Raw genomic sequence first — 18326 nt, 5'->3', positions numbered from 1 at the left:
AGAAGTTGAGCAATTAAATAAAATTACCTCCTTACTTAGGAAGATATTGGGAAATATATGCTTTTTGGTTACATATAACAATTACTATATTGGAGCTTAGGCTCTTTGTTGAATGTTTATCCTGATAATGTCATAAAAACTTAACTGTTGGTATAGCCTGAATATTCTAATTAAAGAATGATCCGCCAAGTATTAGTTCTAAAGATAGAGGCGTAGGGTTGTCTTCCTCTACTTTTGATGGAGTTAGATTTATGTCAGGATGAGACATGATTAAAACGGTTAGATTTTCCAATCAGTAACGTAAAGTAATAAGATGCAAGTATGTAATTAAGTTGAAGCTAAAAAACCATTTAGCGTTCATACATGACAAAAGTTGTGGCATCTAGAAATAGATTCTTGAAATGACTTAGAACTTCACAACATAATCGCTCTAATTCATGTTTCTGTTCTCTAACGCCAAAGGAGATTGATATGTCAGCTAACAACTGTAAAGAAATTTCACGGCGCGCTATAAGAATGTGGGACAGCAACAATTCAGATAGTCCCAAGGACATTTTTACAAAAAATTACGTCAACCATCAAGAACCCGATGTTGAAGGCGGTGTATCTGACAAGAACCTGGAGGAGTGGAAAAAGATGATCAGCAATTATCATAAATCTTTCTCCAACTCAAAAGCTCTTGTTTTGATGCAAATAGCCGAAGGCGATTTGGTCAGCACCCGATGGGAGTTTACGGCTATCCACACGGGCGAATATATCGGACTTGCACCGACTGGAAAGGAAGTGACTTGGACCGGCATTGAGATCGACCGATTTGAAGATGGCAAAATTGTCGAAAGCTGGGTCGATTGGGATAAGTACCGTTTATTTGAAGGGCTAGGCTTAGTAAAATAAGCCAAAATCCATCATGACTCTCGTGCTTTGTCCGTTTTTAATGCTTTCAGCTAATGTGCTGGTTACTACAAGCCTAAATAGAAAAATATATATTGACTTTTTTTTTAAAACAGGCTAAAGTGTCTGGCCAAAGAAATAAATAATTGTAAGCGTGAATACTTCTCCCTCTCTTAAAAAACCGCGTGTCGCATGGCAGGCGGTTTTCTCAGTAGTCATATTTGTATTTATGTACCTGCCTATACTGGTACTTGGCTTTTATAGTTTCAATCAATCGCCTTATAGTGCGAGTTGGCAAGGTTTTACCCTTGATTGGTATGGCAAATTGTTCAGCGACGAAAGAATTTTATCAGCTTTAAAAAATAGTTTGATAGTTGCTTTTTGTGCAGTAAGTATTTCCGCAGTTCTGGGTACTTTAATGGCAGTGGGATTGGCACGCTATCAATTTCTAGGTAAGAAATTGTATCGCGGTATTTCTTACCTACCGTTAATTATTCCTGATATTGCGATCGCTGTAGCCACGCTAGTATTTTTAGCAGCATTTGCTATCCCCCTGAGTTTGTGGACAATTGTTGCGGCTCATCTAGTCTTTTGTCTGGCTTATGTGGGACTTGTGGTTTCCTCACGGCTGACCAACTTAGATCCTCACTTAGAAGAAGCAGCATTAGATTTAGGAGCCACACCAGTACAAGCCTTCATCAAAGTATTATTACCTCAACTAATGCCTGGCATTATAGCCGGCTGTTTGCTAGCCTTTGTCCTCAGCTTCGATGACTTTCTCATCGCTAGCTTTACCGCAGGTAGTGGTTCTAACACTTTACCAATGGAAATTTTTGGTCGCATCAGAACAGGAGTTAAGCCTGATATTAATGCTCTCAGCATCCTCTTAATTTCAGTATCTGCAATTGTCGCGTTGGCAGCTGAATTAATTCGCGCTTTTGGAGAGAAAAAGTAACAATATTTTTTGTTGCACAATTTAGCAATATTTCTGATGATGTTAATTGAGTCTTCAAAATGCATATTTAGTTGTTAAAACAGCATTTTAATTGATAAACATTACCGTGATAGCACTGAGGTCAGTTAATCAATATACTTAATAAGATAATGTTGTTTTTATTATAAATAATATAAATAAATTTCATTTTTATGTTTGTTTAAAAATAAGTAATTTGTTCTAAATTCAAAAAAATTGACGTTCATATAGAATATTTTTACTTGTTATTAGAGATAAAATTGCCTCGTAGACTAGAAATCAGGGGCTATTAAATTCGTCTGCGTAGCCTTCCGTCTAGTTTGTATAGCTGAGATTTCTCAGGGTGAATCTTCCATGAATCAGATATATTTGGACAATGCCACGATCTTGATTGTTGATGATAATAAGACTAATTTACAATTAATTTCTGCTGCGATCGCTGACTCTAGATGTAAAATTTTAGTAGCTAATGATGGTAAAACTGCCATTGCACAAGCTGAATTGCATCAACCACATCTAATACTCTTAGATGTGATGATGCCGGGAATTAATGGATTTGAAACTTGTCAAAAACTTAAAGCAAATTATTTAACACAAGATATACCAATAATTTTTATGACCTCTTTATCTGACACAACTGATAAAGTTAAAGGTCTTTCGATAGGAGCTGTCGATTACATTATTAAACCGTTTCAAACAGAAGAATTTTTAGCTAGAATTAATATACATTTAAAGCTGCATTTTTTAACTCAACAACTTGCACAACAAAAAGCTGAACTAGAAGAGCGAGTCAAAGAACGTACAGTAGAACTTTCTCAAGCGCTACATGATTTAAAACAATCTCAATTACAGTTAGTACAAAGTGAAAAAATGTCTGCCCTTGGTCAGTTAGTTGCTGGTGTAGCTCATGAAATTAATAACCCTGTTGGTTTTATTAAAGGTAATTTAAACTACATTTCTCAATATACATCAAACCTAATTCATCATTTACAACTTTATCGTTATTACTATTCAAAACCAGTACTAGAGATTGACGAACATGCTCAAAAAATTGATTTAGAAGAAATGATTCAAGATGTTCCCAGAGTAGTGTCTTCTATGGGTGTAGGTATTGAACGCATTTGTGAAATTAGTCAGAGTTTACGAAATTTTTCCCGTTCTGATGCATCTAATAAAATAGCAATTGACATTCATCAAGGCATTGAAAGTACATTAATGATTTTGAAGCATCGATTGAAAGCAAATAATCAACATTCGCATATTGAACTGATTAAAAACTATAGCGAATTGCCCCAAATAAAATGCTATCCAGGCCCCATGAATCAGGTATTCATGAATATTATCGCTAATGCTATTGATGCTTTAGATGAATCTACTAATATTTCTGAAAATCCGCAGACTGATCAAAAATTCAATCAAATTATTATTTCTACACAGTTAGATTCTTTAAGTCAAAATATAATCATCTCAATCAAAGACAATGGTGATGGCATGACACCAGAAGTTCGAGAACATATATTTGAACAATTTTTTACTACTAAATCTGTAGGTAAAGGTACTGGTTTAGGGTTATCGATTAGTCGACAAATCGTCGAAGAAAAACATTTAGGAAAACTCGACTGTATTTCGAGATTAAGAGAAGGGACAGAATTTATTATAAAACTTCCACTATAGAAGTAGAAGTTTTATACATCATAAACAATAAGATCCCCAATTTAGTGGATAAATCGGAGACCTTAACCTCTCGATTACTATGGCAACACCCTTGACAAATTCTATAGTTAGATTTATTATTCTTTTTGTAAATAAAATGTTTGCACTCATATATACTCTTATTTAAAAAGTACCCCGTAGAAAGCAACAAATAAATCAAACTTCTTAATCTGTAGTTTTTATTAATGCAAGCATCTACCTAGATGAAAGATAGAGTGTTTTATTTGTCTGAATATCTATTTTAAATTTGATAATATTGGGGCTAACTTGGGACAAGATGCTATTTACCCCTCATTATGCAAATCTGCCAAAATCCCAATTGCTCAAATCCATTTAATCCTGACGGCAATAGATTTTGTATAAGTTGCGGACAAAGCAGCTTTGGCAAACTTTTGAGAAACCGCTATCGTGTATTAATACTCTTAGGTGAAGGTGGATTTAGCAGAACTTATGCAGCAGAAGATGCAGATAGATTAAATGCGCCTTGCGTCATCAAGCAATTCTTCCCGCAAGTTCAAGGAACCGTACAACGCGCCAAAGCAGCAGAGTTTTTTAGAGAAGAAGCATTTCGTTTGTATGAATTAGGAGAAAATCATACCCAAATTCCTAGATTATTGGCTTACTTTGAGCAAGGATTAAGTTTGTATCTTGTTCAAGAATTTATTCAAGGAAAAACTCTTTTACAAGAAGTTAAACAACAACCTTTTAGTGAAGCACAAATTCGCCAACTTTTAGCTGATTTGTTACCAGTTCTAGAATTTGTTCACTCTCATAATGTCATCCATCGGGATATCAAACCAGAAAATATCATTCGTCGTGACACTGATGGCAAGCCAGTATTGATTGACTTTGGCGGAGCAAAACAGGTAACACAAACTAGTTTAGCCAGACAAGCTACAGTTATTTATACTATTGGTTATGCACCCGCCGAACAAATGGCTGGATTTGCTTGTAATGGTAGTGATTTATATGCTTTGGGTGTAACTTGTGCGCGTCTTTTAACTCAATGTTTACCCTCACAAGATAGCTTCGGCAGTATTAATGATGGTCTTTATGATGCCATGAATGGCAAGTGGTTGTGGCAAGAGTACTTACAAAATAAAGGTATCACTATTGGCGATGATTTAGGCAAAATTTTGGATAAGTTACTCAAGAACTTGCCTAGTGAAAGATATCAATCAGCCGCAGCGGTTTTTAATGATTTAATGTCTATCAAAACATCGACCACTGAAACACAAATTATAGAAACTGCCCAAACTACATTACTACAATTACAAACGCCACCAAAATCAAATCTTCCATTACCACCTTTACAAACCTTTGAATTTGAAGTTTTGACAGTAGACACAGTTGGCACAGAAGTAAGCCGCGATCGCTCTTGTGCTAAATTTTTTGCAGAAGAATTGAGTCATAGTGTGAACATCGAAATGGTGGCAATTCCTGGTGGTACTTTCATGATGGGTTCACCAACTGTTGAAGGAGATGCCGACGAACGCCCTCAACACCAAGTCACTATTGAACCTTTTTTGATAGGTAAATTTCCCGTGACTCAAGCACAATGGAGAGTTGTAGCAGCTTTGCCCAAAGTCAAACAAACCTTAAATCCTCATCCTTCTAAATTCAAAGGTGTCAATCGGCCAGTAGAAAATGTTTCTTGGCACGAAGCTGTAGAATTTTGTGTGAGACTGTCACAAAAAACTGGACGCAAGTATCGTTTACCCAGTGAAGCTGAATGGGAATATGCTTGTCGTGCTGGAACTACTACATCTTTCCACTTTGGCGAAACGATTACCCCCGATTTAGTTACCTGTAGCAGTAGCGATACTTACTCTGTTGATACAAAAACTAGATACCGTAAAGAAACGACCGATGTAGGCAGTTTTCTAGTAGCTAATGCCTTTGGGTTATATGATATGCACGGGTTAGTTTGGGAATGGTGTGCTGATGCTTGGCATAATAATTATCATGGCGCACCCGCAGATGGCAGCGTCTGGGAAGTTGGCGGCGATGTGCATCGTCGAGTATTGCGCGGTGGTTCTTGGAGTTTTAGTGCAGAACTTTGCCGCAGTGCTAGTCGTAGCTGGAATGAATCAGATGGTGGGCTGAGAGTATGTGGTTTTAGAGTCGTACTTTCTGCTACATAGCATAATTGAGTCTTTAAACACAGAAGTGTTTTGTATTGGATATCTGTCTATAATGTTAGTATTAATATTGTTAATAATTAGGTCTTTTGTATGACTTAAATAAAATTTTTACGTTATCTATTTAGAGGTTCAGATCCCCGACTTCTTAAAGAAGTCGGGGATCTTGTTGTTCACGAATGAATAATTTATTTTTTGAAGTATTTAATTCTACAACGTAATAAATTAAAATGTTGTTAATTATGCTTGGATTTAAATCAGGTATTTTATCTCCAAATAATACACTATAAAAAGATAAAAATAACTATATTTAAACCAGTCGTAAGATAGATGAAATTATTAATTATTTAATTTAAAATACATTATACAAAATAAAGGGCGTTATGAATTTAGGTTGTTTAGGGTGCAGCTATCCCAAAGAGCAACCTAAAGGCAAGACAGAGTAAAAATTATGATTTTTACTCTGTATTTATTTATGAAGACTAATACTAACTGCACAATAGCCGTTGTCTATAGAGGATAACGGCTACAGTTATCAAAATTTACGCGATTTTAAATTTCAGCACCAGCTTTTGATTGAGCGCCCATTGGCGAAACATAATCACGGAAAACGTTAAGTTGCTTATCAAAAGGTAATGCTTTGATGTTGTTAAACAGAGTCTGGGCTTCTGAAGAAAGCTCATAGTTAGAAGGCATAGGAATAATAGTAGAGTTTTCCATACCTTGAGCTAAACGATACCAAAATAGAAGCTTTGTAGTGTCGCTTAAAGAACCATATTCACGACTAATCTGGCTGTCTACTTTGTTGATCAAGTCACGCTGAATTTGCAGTTGTTCTTCATGAGTTAATTCTTTAACTTGATTGAACAAACCTTCAGCAATTTCAGGTGAAACAGTGCTAGCATTGGGGGCTGCTGGGGTAATAGAATTACCGATTTCCTCGTAAATAAACCAAAACAAAGCTAACTGTTGATCTACATCCAGTTTTTGCCATGATTGGACAGGTTCACGAATAGTTGGATCGTTTGTTTGTGTATAAGTCATAAACAATTTGATTGCAATTACTTCACTAATAACCGTAACAAACTATATTCACTGTTCCACCCTACTGAGGACGGATGTATCTAAATCATAAATATCACCCTGAGACATAAAAACACTCTATAAATATAGAGACGCGATCGCTCGCATCTCTACACATCGGTTAAATTTCATTCCAACTTAGGCGATACGATCAATTTGCTTACCCTGGGAGGCGATCGCAGGTACTGCAAATTGGCTCATAGGCGCGGGTTTCATGTCCCGGTAGTCTAAAATTTGCACTAAAAGCAGATAAGCGATCGCTAAAAGAATAGAAATCGCACCTGTAATAATGGCAACTATTTTTGATCGGTTCATCATTATTTCCTATAATGTCAGTCAGCTATGATTGTGTACCTATATCCACATTGCCACAGCTGTTAGGAAAATTACTATAGTAATCCGGTTTGATTACCGAATTTATTTGTGTAGGTAGGGAACAGAAAACAGGAAACAGGGAACAGTTAAGAAGGGATAGATATGTACTGAATCGTGTTCAAAAATCAAATAGGAGTCCTATATCTAAAATTCTTAACTCAATCAATATTACTAGACGATTTTATGGTGATATATTCTTCCACAGAAGCTACAGGGAACATAATTCCTATCTTCTTTGTAGGAACATTTAATGTGTTAAATACTCTGTCCCAAAATCCTTGAATACCATAGTTTCCCTGAAAACAAGTGTGATGAAGATCGTGAAAATCTGATGGAATAAAAAAGATTGACAAAGAACTATGACCTTCAAGATTGTAAGCATTGCCTACAACTGTCCAGGCACAGAGTTGAGTAATATCATACCCAAAGATAAAAATAGGTAACAAGTCTGTAATAGTAACAATAATATATTCAGTCAAACTCTTATGTCCAGCAACAAAACTTGAAGAGTCTGCAAATTCATGATGTTTAAGATGTATTTTCTGCAATAACTTTCTATGAAGTAGCCAATGAGAAACATAAAAACATAAATCAGCAATAATTATTCTACTCAAGAACCATCCAAAATTTAAAAGTAAACTATTTCCTCTAGTTACCTCTGGTGCTAGATAGAGGATAATTAAAGCTGTGATGAAACTTTTGATTTCCCCAACCATAATGCCTTTGATAGTAAAGTCAGGAAAAGGTTGTTTTCTGACTTTCTTAAGCCTAACAGTTAGTTTATCTTTTAAAGTCTCATTATTTTTAATCACTTTTTCGATGAAAAAACCAATACTATAAAATGAAACAGAACTAACAAACCAGTACAATAGTACTTGAGAGATAAAGTTAAGTTCGATATCATGCAACAACCAATAAAATATTTGCTGCATAATTAAGCAACTAATAGTAACTTTAAAAAAAAATTCCATCTCCAAGCAGAAATCAAAAAATTTTTTCATTTCTGTTTTTTTGTATATTTAAGTACATAAATATAATATTTTAGCAATTTTCAAGATACAAGGACAGTTAAGCCAGTTAACTACTCCTAAATCTTGATATTCCTTTGTGGCGAAGTCAGTAGACCGAAAAGTTTGGCGATCGCTAATGGGGACGATTGCACAGATGCACACAAAGCGATCGCTCTTTTCCAGATCTAATCAGATATATAATTTTGATGGTAAAAAGTTTGTGTAGTATTCTGATGACAAAGGTTAAGAGTGTTGATATATCAGGAAATTTAGCATTTTTATTAGAAGTTGGTACAGAAGAACTACCTGCAAGTTTTCTCAGTGATGCCATAGCGCAATGGCAAGAACGCATTCCCCAAAGTTTAGAAGTCAATAATTTGACAAGCGCATCTGTAGAAGTTTACGGTACTCCGAGACGTTTAGCAGTACTGATCAAAGGTTTACCATCCCAGCAGCCAGACCGCGAAGAAGAAGTTAAAGGCCCTCCCGCCCAAGCTGCCTTTAAAGATGGGAAACCAACACCAGCCGCCGCAGGGTTTGCTAAAAAACAAGCAGTGGAACTAGAAGCTTTAGAAGTGCGCCCCACAGATAAAGGTGACTTTGTCTTTGTGCAGAAAAGAACTCCTGGCCGCCCTGTTGCAGAAATTTTGACAGAACTAGTTCCCCAGTGGATTTTAAATTTAGAAGGTAAGCGGTTGATGCGCTGGGGCGATGGGGATATGAGATTTTCCCGTCCTATTCGCTGGTTAGTAGCATTACTAAACGAGACAGTTTTGCCGATTGAATTAGTTAATGGTTCAGAAACAATCAAGAGCGATCGCATTTCTTTTGGTCATCGAGTTTTGCATCCAGAAAAGGTGACAATTAACCAAGCCTCTGACTATGTAAATACGCTACTTTCTGCCCATGTTGTAGTTGATGTAAAAGAAAGAGCCAAGATTATTGAAGAACAAGTTAAAGCATCGGTCAAAACTTTAGATGGCTGTACAGAAATCTACCCCGATTTGTTAGCCGAAGTTACTAACCTTGTAGAATGGCCTTCAGCAGTTGTTGGTAAGTTTGAACCAGAATTTTTACATTTACCTGCTGAAGTAATTACCACAGTTATGGTGAGTCATCAGCGCTATTTTCCGGTATTCAAGGCAGCAGACTATAAAGAACTACTACCTAATTTTGTGACAGTTTCCAATGGCGATTCTAGCAAGTCAGACATCATTGCTGTTGGAAATGAAAGAGTTATCCGCGCTCGATTGGCAGATGGGCAATTTTTCTACGAAGCTGATTTAGCCAAGCCTTTAGAGAACTTTTTGCCACAGTTAGAAAAAGTCACTTTCCAAGAAGATTTAGGCTCTCTACGAGTCAAGGTAGATAGAATAGTCAAAATTGCCCAGCAAATTACCGACCAATTACAATTAGAAAAAAATCAACGTCACAATATCCAAAGAGCAGCTTTATTATGTAAAGCTGATTTAGTTACTCAAATGGTTTATGAGTTTCCAGAATTGCAAGGCATTATGGGACAAAAATATGCTTTAGCCAGTGGAGAACCAACAGAAGTAGCAACAGCAATTTTTGAACATTATTTACCAAGGGGAGCCGATGATATTTTATCCCAAACTTTAACAGGTCAAATTGTTGGTTTGGCAGACAGATTAGATACGTTAGTTAGTATCTTTGGACTAGGTTTAATACCTACAGGATCTTCAGATCCTTTTGCTTTACGGCGGGCAGCTAATGCTATAATTAACATTACATGGGCGGCTAATTTGCCAATTAATTTAGAAGATTTATTGCAGCAAATAGCAGCAGATTTTGCAGCAACTTATAACAAAGACAAAGCGCAATTAACTACAACATTGCAAGAATTTTTCCTGCAACGTATCCGTACCCTACTACAAGAAGAAAAACAAATAGACTATGACTTAGTGAATGCAGTCTTGGGAGAAAATGACCCAGAGTATACCGAACGTGCCTTAGAGGATTTGTTAGATGTCCGCGATCGCGCCTTATATCTGCAACAAATTCGTAACGATGGTACTTTAGATAAAATCTACGAAACTGTCAATCGTTCTACACGCCTAGCAGCCCAAGGTGATTTGGATACCAAACAGTTAGAACCCACAACAGTAGTTAATCAAGAACTATTCCAAAAGTCTTCTGAATCCGCTTTTTTCAATGCCTTAGTCGATTTAGTACCCCAAACTCAAGCGGCACAAGAATCACGCAATTATCAACTATTAGTCACAGGACTAGAAAAAATTGCCCCGACTGTAAGTAGCTTCTTTGATGGGGCAGATAGCGTTTTAGTCATGGATTCCAACCTAGAAATTAAGCGCAATCGGTTACATATATTGGGATTACTGCGGAATCATGCCCGTGTACTGGCTGATTTTGGGGCGATCGTCAAAAATCTGTAGCCTAAAGCAACAAAAAGTTGTGTAATTTTTGCCAATAAACGCTAGTATAAGGAGTGCTTAACCAGGGTACTCTGCTACATACAGTCTATGCCAAGAGCTTCTGTGATTGGATTGGGAAAGTCCGGTGTTGCTGCGGCGAGATTGTTGATACGAGAAGGCTGGGAGGTGGAACTCAGCGATCGTCACACCTCCGCAACCCTTCTCGAACAACAACAAAAACTTGCGGACGAACACATAACTGTCAAACTAGGACATTCTCTAGATTTGAGTGGTGTTGATTTACCTGATTTAATTGTAGTTAGTCCTGGTGTGCCTTGGGATATTCCCGTGTTAGTCAAGGCGCGAGAGTTAGGCATTGAAACCATTGGAGAAATGGAGCTGGCTTGGCGACACTTGCAAGCTTTACCTTGGGTAGGAATTACAGGTACAAATGGCAAAACTACTACCACTGCATTAATTGCTGCCATATTTCAAACAGCAGGATTAGATGCTCCAGCTTGTGGTAATATTGGCTACGCCGCTTGCGAAGTTGCTTTAGCTGCAAAACTCCCTGATTGGGTAATTGGGGAAATAAGTAGTTATCAAATAGAATCTTCTGTATCCCTCGCCCCACGAATTGGTGTTTGGACGACTTTCACGCCAGATCACCTCGCTCGCCACAAGACTTTAAAAAACTACTACGACATCAAAGCCAAGCTATTACGTCAGGCAGATTTGCAAGTATTCAATGGTGATGATGCCTACTTGAGAAAGGTGGGTATCAGTCATTGGCCTGATGCTTATTGGACAAGTGTGAAAGGCAAAGACTTTTTAATTAATGAAAAAGGCTTTTATATTGCAGATGGCTGGGTTGTGGAAAAGTTAAACTCAACCTCTGCACCAAAAAAAGTTGTCGAAACCTCTGCCTTGCGAATGGTAGGGGAGCATAACCTGCAAAATTTGCTGATGTCAGTAGCCGCAGCCCGATTGGCAGGAATTGATAGTCATGCTATTAATACAGCGATTCGTGAATTTCCTGGTGTTGCCCATCGTTTAGAATATATCTGCACTTGGGAAGGTATTGATTTTATTAACGACAGCAAAGCTACTAACTATGATGCTGCTGAAGTGGGTTTAGCATCGGTGAAAAGTCCGACAATTTTAATTGCTGGTGGAGAAGCAAAACCCGGTGATGATGCTGCTTGGTTAGCTAAGATTCAAGCCAAAGCGGCTGCTGTATTACTTATTGGCAGCGCCGCGCCAGCATTTGCCCAACGACTGCAAGAGGTGGGTTATGCTGATTATGAAATCGTGGAAACAATGGAGAAGGCAGTCCCTAGATCAGCAGAGTTAGCCAAACAGCATCAAGCAACTGTGGTGTTGCTATCTCCAGCTTGTGCAAGCTTCGATCAATATCCTAATTTTGAGATTAGGGGCGATGATTTTCGCCAGTTGTGTCTTGCTTGGGTAAATTAAGTCCAAGCACGGAAGAATGTACTATCTTCCCAGATATTAGCAGTACGTTGGGCGATCGCAGTTAATTCTTGTTCACTCAGGGGTCGAAAAGCACGAGCTATCTTGACATTATTCTCTAATTGTGCAGTTGTTTCAGCCGCAATTACACAACAATGCACCCCTGGTTGAGACATGGCATATCCTAGAGCTTGCTGCATCCCTGTTAATCCACCTGGTTTAAACAATCGACCATAAGCCGGGACTTTCATCGCAATTACACCAACGTTCTTTTCTTGAGCAACTGGCATGACTACAGGCAGAAATGGCCGTGGGTGATGTTTATCGGCAGCATTGACAGGAATCAGTGTTGTGTGAAAGGGATAGCGGCGCAGTCCTTCAGCAATGATTTTGGGGTCGTGATGTCCGGTAATACCTGCAAATCGAACAAGCTTTTGTTCTATAGCTTCTTCGACAGCTTGAATTGCCCCAGATTTACTAAAGATAGTGTCAAGTTCTTGGGTAAAAGAAACATGATGCAACTGCCATAAATTAAGATAATCTGTATTGAGACGTTTAAGCGATCGCTCTAATTCTCGCCATGCACCATCTCGGTCTCTTTGATCAGTCTTGCTAGCGATAAACAGCTTTGCGCGATGAGGTGGCAGCACTTTCCCTAAATAATCTTCACTTGGCCCATAACTAGCAGCCGTGTCAAAGTAACGTATACCTAATTCCAAGGCTTTTTGAATAATTGCCTCTGCATCACGTTCTTTGTCATTCCAAGACAACGGTGTTTGTCCTGCTCCTCCCAAACCAAAAATAGGAAGTTTAATATTTGTACGTCCTAGCATTCGTTCTGGCATGGTTGCTGTTGGTTTAGCAGTTTGTTGCCAGGCATTAGTTGCTGTAATACCACCAGCGACAGCAACACTGGTAAGTAAAAAATTGCGCCGTGTTTGTTTTTCTGTCATGATTGCTGTGGCAAAATTGTTTCTTTTATTTTAACTACTTGTTCACATCCAACAATCAAGAAGCTACAGTTGGTATTAGCAAAGCTTGCTGTAGACATCGCCCTCACAATTTCCAAATATTTTCATATAAAAAACGGTAGAGAAATTGATCCTCTACCGTTTGAATTTTTAAACTTGAGATTCAATTCTCAACTTTAACTATGACTCAACACCTTGTGGTAACAATTCCCGACGCTGTTGAGAAGTCACCTGCACATTACCGCTGTCATCGACATCAACTAAGGCTGTATCGCCATCTTTGACCCGACCAGACAGAATTTCTTCTGCTAAGCTATCTTCTAACAAGCGCATAATCGCTCGGCGTAACGGTCTTGCGCCGTAGCTGGGACTGTAACCTTCTGTAATCAAGCGGTCTTTGAAGCGGTCAGTAACTTCCAAGGTAATACCCTTTTCAGTCAGACGACCAAACACTTCTTTGAGCATGATTTCAGCGATTTGTGTCACTTCAGGCTTGCTCAATTGACGGAAGACGATAATTTCATCCAATCTATTGAGGAACTCTGGACGGAAGTATTGCTTCAGTTCTTCGTTCACCAAAGAGCGAATCCGGTTGTAAGCTGACTCGGTAACATCGTCAGCGAACTCAAAGCCGATACCGCCGCCGCCTTTTTCAATTACCTTAGAACCAATGTTGGAAGTTAATATCAGCAAGGTATTCTTAAAGTCAACGGTGCGACCTTTAGCATCTGTTAACCGCCCGTCTTCTAAAATTTGCAGCAGCATGTTGAAGACATCGGGGTGGGCTTTTTCGATTTCATCGAACAGTACCACGGTGTAAGGTCGCCGCCTTACAGCTTCGGTCAACTGACCGCCTTCGTTATAACCAACATAACCAGGAGGCGAACCAATCAATTTACTGACTGTATGACGCTCCATGTATTCCGACATATCCAAGCGGATCATCGCTTCTTCCGAACCGAAGAAATAAGATGCCAAGGATTTCGCTAACTCAGTTTTACCAACCCCGGTAGGTCCTGAGAAGACAAAGCTAGCAATAGGTCGGTTAGGATTTTTCAAACCGACACGAGCGCGACGAATTGCTCGTGAAACTGCTTTGACAGCTTCTTCTTGTCCGATTAGCCGCTGATGCAAGGTATCTTCCATGTGCAGCAGTTTCTCGGATTCCGATTCGGTGAGTTTGTTCACCGGTACGCCTGTCCAGGAAGCGACAATATGAGCAATGTCTTCTTCTGTAACTACAGGTTCTTCGCTTTCTGTACCGGAACCATTGGTTTTGCTTTGAGCGATCGCCCGGATTTCACCTTTGATTTCCATTTCGCGATCGCGTAGTTCCCCAGCTCGATCAAAGTCTTGGGAACGCACGGCATCATCTTTTTCTTTTAAGATTTGCCGCAGTTCTTTGTCTAACTCTTTCGCTGCTGGTGGCAGTTGGGAGTTAATTAAACGCACACGAGAACCAGCTTCATCGATTAAGTCGATGGCTTTATCTGGCAAGTAGCGATCGCTAATGTAACGATCAGACAGTTTTGCCGCCGCGATCAAAGCTTCATCGGAAATTTTCAGCTTATGATGTTGCTCGTAGCGCTCACGTAACCCATGTAAGATCTCGATTGTCTCATCGACTGACGGCTCACCCACCATTACTGGTTGGAAGCGCCGCTCTAAAGCTGCATCTCGCTCGATGTGCTTACGGTATTCATCGAGGGTAGTAGCACCGATACACTGCAATTCACCTCTAGCCAAAGCTGGCTTGAGGATATTTGCTGCATCAATAGCCCCTTCTGCCGCACCCGCACCAATCAGGGTGTGTACCTCATCAATCACCAGAATGACATTACCCGCAGAACGGATTTCATCCATGATTTTTTTGAGGCGTTCTTCAAATTCACCCCGGTACTTAGTACCTGCTACGAGCAAGCCAATATCCAGTGTGACTACGCGCTTATCTTCCAGGATGTCGGGGACATCTTTGTTAGCAATACGAGACGCTAAACCCTCAGCGATCGCAGTTTTACCAACCCCTGGTTCACCAATCAACACTGGGTTATTTTTAGTCCGGCGACCCAAAATTTGAATCACCCTTTCAATTTCTTTGGCGCGTCCTACCACTGGGTCGAGTTTGTTGTCGGTTGCCATCTGGGTAAGGTTCGAGCCAAATTCATCCAAGGTTGGAGTTTTGGTGCGTCCCGATTGCCCAGTAGCTGAAACCTCTGCTGTCTCTCCCAGCATTCGGATAACTTGGGTTCTGACTTTCGATAGATCCACCCCTAAGTTTTCTAGCACCCTGGCTGCTACACCTTCCCCTTCCCGGATCAGGCCCAACAGCAGATGCTCGGTGCCAATGTAGTTATGCCCTAATTGGCGCGCTTCTTCTAAGGATAATTCCAGAACTCGCTTTGCCCGTGGCGTAAACGGTATTTCCACTGCAACAAAGCCCGAACCCCGGCCTATGATTTTTTCTACCTCAATGCGGGCATCTTTTAGATTGACACCCATTGATTTCAACACTTTGGCCGCAACTCCCGTGCCTTCCCCAATCAGACCCAGGAGGATCTGTTCGGTTCCTACGAAGTTGTGACCTAAGCGGCGGGCCTCTTCTTGGGCCAGCATGATTACTTTAATGGCTTTTTCTGTGAAGCGTTCAAACATGGCATTTTTCCCATCACCTGCGGTCGTGCCGGTACGCTGATTTTAGCACAGGCAAAGCTTTTGGATGCCTGTATAAAGATTATAGACATCCAAGAAGTCTCACCCACGGTAATGGAGGAGTTGCCAGTTATTTATTACTTTTAATGTGGCTGCTGTACTGAAGAGCTTGATTTCTCCAGTGTTTCTGGGGTTGACTATACGCATCACACCGTCATAGGATAATAAACTTTATTAGCAGTCACAAATATTAATCAATACCATATTTACAATTCAAAAGTCAAGAACACCAAGATTCAATATATTTTTTTAAATAAAAATATATAATTGATAAAATATTTTAATAAGAAATATTGGACATTGGGCATGGGGCATGAGGCATGGAAAAGAAGAGGAATTGGCGAAAGGTCTCCTTGTCTCCCTGCCCCTCTGCTTCCTCTGCTCCCCCTGCTTCCCCTGCCTCCCCTGCTCCCTCTGCTTCTTTTATCCTAGTAACTGCCAAGAATACTTGCTCAACTGCTGACTAACCTTGATGTGCCAGTCTGTCAAAGTTGCTTGAAATTGTGGCTGTTGTAAATCTGATCGCCAGAGAATTAGGGCATCCTCACCGTTATCTTGGTAGTAACGTCGCCGCCTCCCGGCTGTTTTAAAGCCAAATTTTTGATATAGAGAAATTGCCGCTAAGTTAGAGGTTCGCACTTCGAGAGTAGCTCGTTCTAAGCCGCGATCGCTTGCTGTCTGAAGTAAAGAATACAGTAAAGCCTGTCCCAAACCTTGGCGATGATATTGGGGATGAACCGCCAAGATGGTAATATGTGCTTCTTCTAGAATTGACCAAAAACAACCCATTCCGAGCAGTTTTGTCTGAGATATAGAAGAAAATAAACCGATTAAATCACTATTTGGACTGCCTAACTCTCTTTGGTAGCCTTCCATAGTCCACAATCCCCCAAAACAGGCTTGATCAAGTTCTAAGATTGCACTTAGATCCTTTGATGTCAGTAATTGCAGTTTTAACTCTAATGAAATCACATTTATTTGAATAAGATAGCAAATCGTTTCTAGCCGTCTTAGAAGGACGGGGCTTTAAACCCAGTTTTTCGGTAAACTGAGAGTCGGGAGACTTAATTCACGCCCGTAATTTGAGCAAGGACAACTTTACAGTTATGGTATCGACTCACCCCACTGAGGTTCAGCATACTGATGGTAATCAGTATTTACCTCAAAGGCGCAGCACAAACGCCAATCTTTCACCCAATCAGGAACTTTTACCCCTGACTACCCAAGTCAATGGTCACGGCTTCCTGGAAATTGGTGGGTGTGATGTCACAACCCTAGTTGAGCAGTTTGGCTCACCTTTATATATTTTAGATGAAGAAACTTTACGTTTGGCTTGTCAGCAGTACCGGGATGCTTTCAAGCAATATTACAAAGGTGAATCTCAAGTATTGTACGCTTCCAAAGCCTGGAATTGTCTAGCTGTTTGTGCGATCGCCGCTTCTGAAGGATTAGGAATAGATGTAGCATCAGGAGGCGAACTTTATACTGCTTTACAGGCGGGTGTTATTCCTGAAAAAATTTACCTGCATAGCAATAACAAATCTCGTGCAGAACTAATTTTTGCTATCGAATCTGGTTGCACCATTGTAGTGGACAATTGGCATGAATTACACACTTTAGTACAAATTGTAGAAACGGCAAATTACGCCTCTGCACCTCCTCGGCTTCTACTACGGTTAACACCGGGTATTGAATGTCATACTCATGAATATATCCGCACGGGACAACTAGATAGTAAGTTTGGCTTTGATCCCCATCAGCTAGAGGAATTATTTACTTTTGTCAGTCAACAATCTGCCCTCAACTGTGTAGGGTTACACGCTCATATTGGTTCCCAGATTTTTGAACGTCAGCCACATCGTGATTTGGCTGCTGTCATGGTGCAATGGCTACGGGATGCGGCAAAGTTTAATTTAAAACTGACAGAATTAAATGTTGGTGGCGGCTTGGGAGTTACTTATACAGAATCTGACGATCCCCCTAGCATTGAAGAGTGGGTAAAACCGATTTGTGAAGTAGTTCAAGAAGCTTGTGCAGCCGAAAATCTACCTTTACCGAAATTACTATGTGAACCAGGGCGATCGCTAATTGCTACAGCCTGTGTTACAGCTTACACTATTGGTTCATCTAAAACTATTCCCGAAACTCGTAATTATATAGCTGTTGATGGTGGCATGTCAGATAATCCACGCCCTATTACTTATCAGTCAGTTTATCGGGCAGTAGTTGCTAATAAAATGTCTGTTCCCTTGACAGAAACAGTGACAATTGCTGGTAAACATTGCGAATCAGGAGATATTCTCATCAAAAATGCCCAGCTGCCAAAAACCGAACCAGGAGATATTCTCGTAGTTATGGGAACTGGTGCGTACAATTACAGTATGGCATCCAACTATAATCGCTTGCCCCGACCAGCAGCAGTTGTAGTCGCGAATAGCGAAGCAAATTTAATTTTGCAACGCGAAACTTATGAAGACTTGATTCGCCAAGATCGCCTGCCAGAAAGACTCAAGAAGGTTGCACAGTAAAGGCTAAAGCTGAAGGATAAGAATGAAAATTTTCAATTTTATGCTTGATAATTTCAAACTTCA

The 18326-nt window shown here is 39.7% G+C and carries 14 protein-coding genes; 8 read left to right on the top strand and 6 right to left on the bottom strand.

Annotation, left to right across the window (positions count from 1 at the left end):
* Positions 1-471 precede the first annotated feature (471 nt).
* The 4 genes from QI031_RS15045 to QI031_RS15030 all read left to right on the top strand — a co-directional run bounded on the left by QI031_RS15045 (position 472) and on the right by QI031_RS15030 (position 5721).
* Positions 472-894 carry an ester cyclase gene (locus QI031_RS15045; RefSeq protein WP_281480490.1) on the top strand — a complete coding sequence of 141 codons (423 nt, stop codon included), beginning with the start codon at positions 472-474 and terminating at the stop codon, positions 892-894.
* 151 nt (positions 895-1045) lie between these two features.
* A complete protein-coding gene (locus QI031_RS15040) occupies positions 1046-1846 on the top strand; it encodes an ABC transporter permease (RefSeq protein ID WP_343217802.1) in 801 nt (266 codons plus the stop codon).
* A 372-nt stretch (positions 1847-2218) separates the two neighbouring features.
* Positions 2219-3538: a hybrid sensor histidine kinase/response regulator gene (locus QI031_RS15035; RefSeq protein WP_281480489.1), complete on the top strand. Its 1320-nt coding sequence runs from the start codon at positions 2219-2221 to the stop codon at positions 3536-3538.
* Between the two features lie 335 nt (positions 3539-3873).
* Complete coding sequence (locus tag QI031_RS15030; RefSeq protein ID WP_281480487.1) at positions 3874-5721, top strand: bifunctional serine/threonine-protein kinase/formylglycine-generating enzyme family protein; 1848 nt, start codon at positions 3874-3876, stop codon at positions 5719-5721.
* 549 nt (positions 5722-6270) lie between these two features.
* Here the strand turns inward: QI031_RS15030 and QI031_RS15025 are convergent.
* The 3 genes from QI031_RS15025 to QI031_RS15015 all read right to left on the bottom strand — a co-directional run bounded on the left by QI031_RS15025 (position 6271) and on the right by QI031_RS15015 (position 8177).
* The gene (locus QI031_RS15025; protein WP_281480486.1) at positions 6271-6762 is read right to left on the bottom strand and encodes an orange carotenoid protein N-terminal domain-containing protein; all 492 of its coding nucleotides are present in this window, start codon (positions 6760-6762) and stop codon (positions 6271-6273) included.
* A 177-nt stretch (positions 6763-6939) separates the two neighbouring features.
* Entirely contained in the window at positions 6940-7119 is a 180-nt protein-coding gene (locus QI031_RS15020) for a hypothetical protein (RefSeq protein WP_281486182.1), read from the bottom strand.
* A gap of 215 nt (positions 7120-7334) precedes the next feature.
* Positions 7335-8177 carry a sterol desaturase family protein gene (locus QI031_RS15015; RefSeq protein WP_281480485.1) on the bottom strand — a complete coding sequence of 281 codons (843 nt, stop codon included), beginning with the start codon at positions 8175-8177 and terminating at the stop codon, positions 7335-7337.
* A gap of 106 nt (positions 8178-8283) precedes the next feature.
* On the opposite strand from QI031_RS15015, the gene QI031_RS15010 reads away from it, so the two are divergent.
* From QI031_RS15010 to murD, 3 genes are all read left to right on the top strand, one after another.
* Positions 8284-8412 carry a hypothetical protein gene (locus tag QI031_RS15010; RefSeq protein WP_281480484.1) on the top strand — a complete coding sequence of 43 codons (129 nt, stop codon included), beginning with the start codon at positions 8284-8286 and terminating at the stop codon, positions 8410-8412.
* A 7-nt stretch (positions 8413-8419) separates the two neighbouring features.
* The gene (gene glyS, locus QI031_RS15005) at positions 8420-10603 is read left to right on the top strand and encodes a glycine--tRNA ligase subunit beta (protein ID WP_281485907.1); all 2184 of its coding nucleotides are present in this window, start codon (positions 8420-8422) and stop codon (positions 10601-10603) included.
* Between the two features lie 87 nt (positions 10604-10690).
* Positions 10691-12058: a UDP-N-acetylmuramoyl-L-alanine--D-glutamate ligase gene (murD, locus tag QI031_RS15000; RefSeq protein ID WP_281485906.1), complete on the top strand. Its 1368-nt coding sequence runs from the start codon at positions 10691-10693 to the stop codon at positions 12056-12058.
* Here the strand turns inward: murD and QI031_RS14995 are convergent.
* From QI031_RS14995 to rimI, 3 genes are all read right to left on the bottom strand, one after another.
* A complete protein-coding gene (locus tag QI031_RS14995) occupies positions 12055-13008 on the bottom strand; it encodes an aldo/keto reductase (protein ID WP_281485905.1) in 954 nt (317 codons plus the stop codon). The genes murD and QI031_RS14995 overlap by 4 nt on opposite strands.
* 198 nt (positions 13009-13206) lie before the next feature.
* Positions 13207-15678, bottom strand: coding sequence for an ATP-dependent Clp protease ATP-binding subunit (locus QI031_RS14990; RefSeq protein ID WP_281485904.1), 2472 nt, complete (start codon positions 15676-15678; stop codon positions 13207-13209).
* A 480-nt stretch (positions 15679-16158) separates the two neighbouring features.
* On the bottom strand, positions 16159-16707 hold the full coding sequence (gene rimI, locus QI031_RS14985) for a ribosomal protein S18-alanine N-acetyltransferase (RefSeq protein WP_281485903.1): 549 nt from the start codon (positions 16705-16707) through the stop codon (positions 16159-16161).
* Positions 16708-16841: 134 nt separating this feature from the next.
* Between rimI and lysA the strand changes: the two genes are divergently transcribed.
* On the top strand, positions 16842-18263 hold the full coding sequence (lysA, locus tag QI031_RS14980; RefSeq protein ID WP_281485902.1) for a diaminopimelate decarboxylase: 1422 nt from the start codon (positions 16842-16844) through the stop codon (positions 18261-18263).
* Positions 18264-18326: the final 63 nt, after the last annotated feature.

The sequence above is a fragment of the Halotia branconii CENA392 genome (genome assembly GCF_029953635.1).
In the GTDB taxonomy this organism is placed as follows: Bacteria; Cyanobacteriota; Cyanobacteriia; order Cyanobacteriales; family Nostocaceae; genus Halotia; species Halotia branconii.
This window is presented reverse-complemented; position numbering and strand designations above follow the sequence as displayed.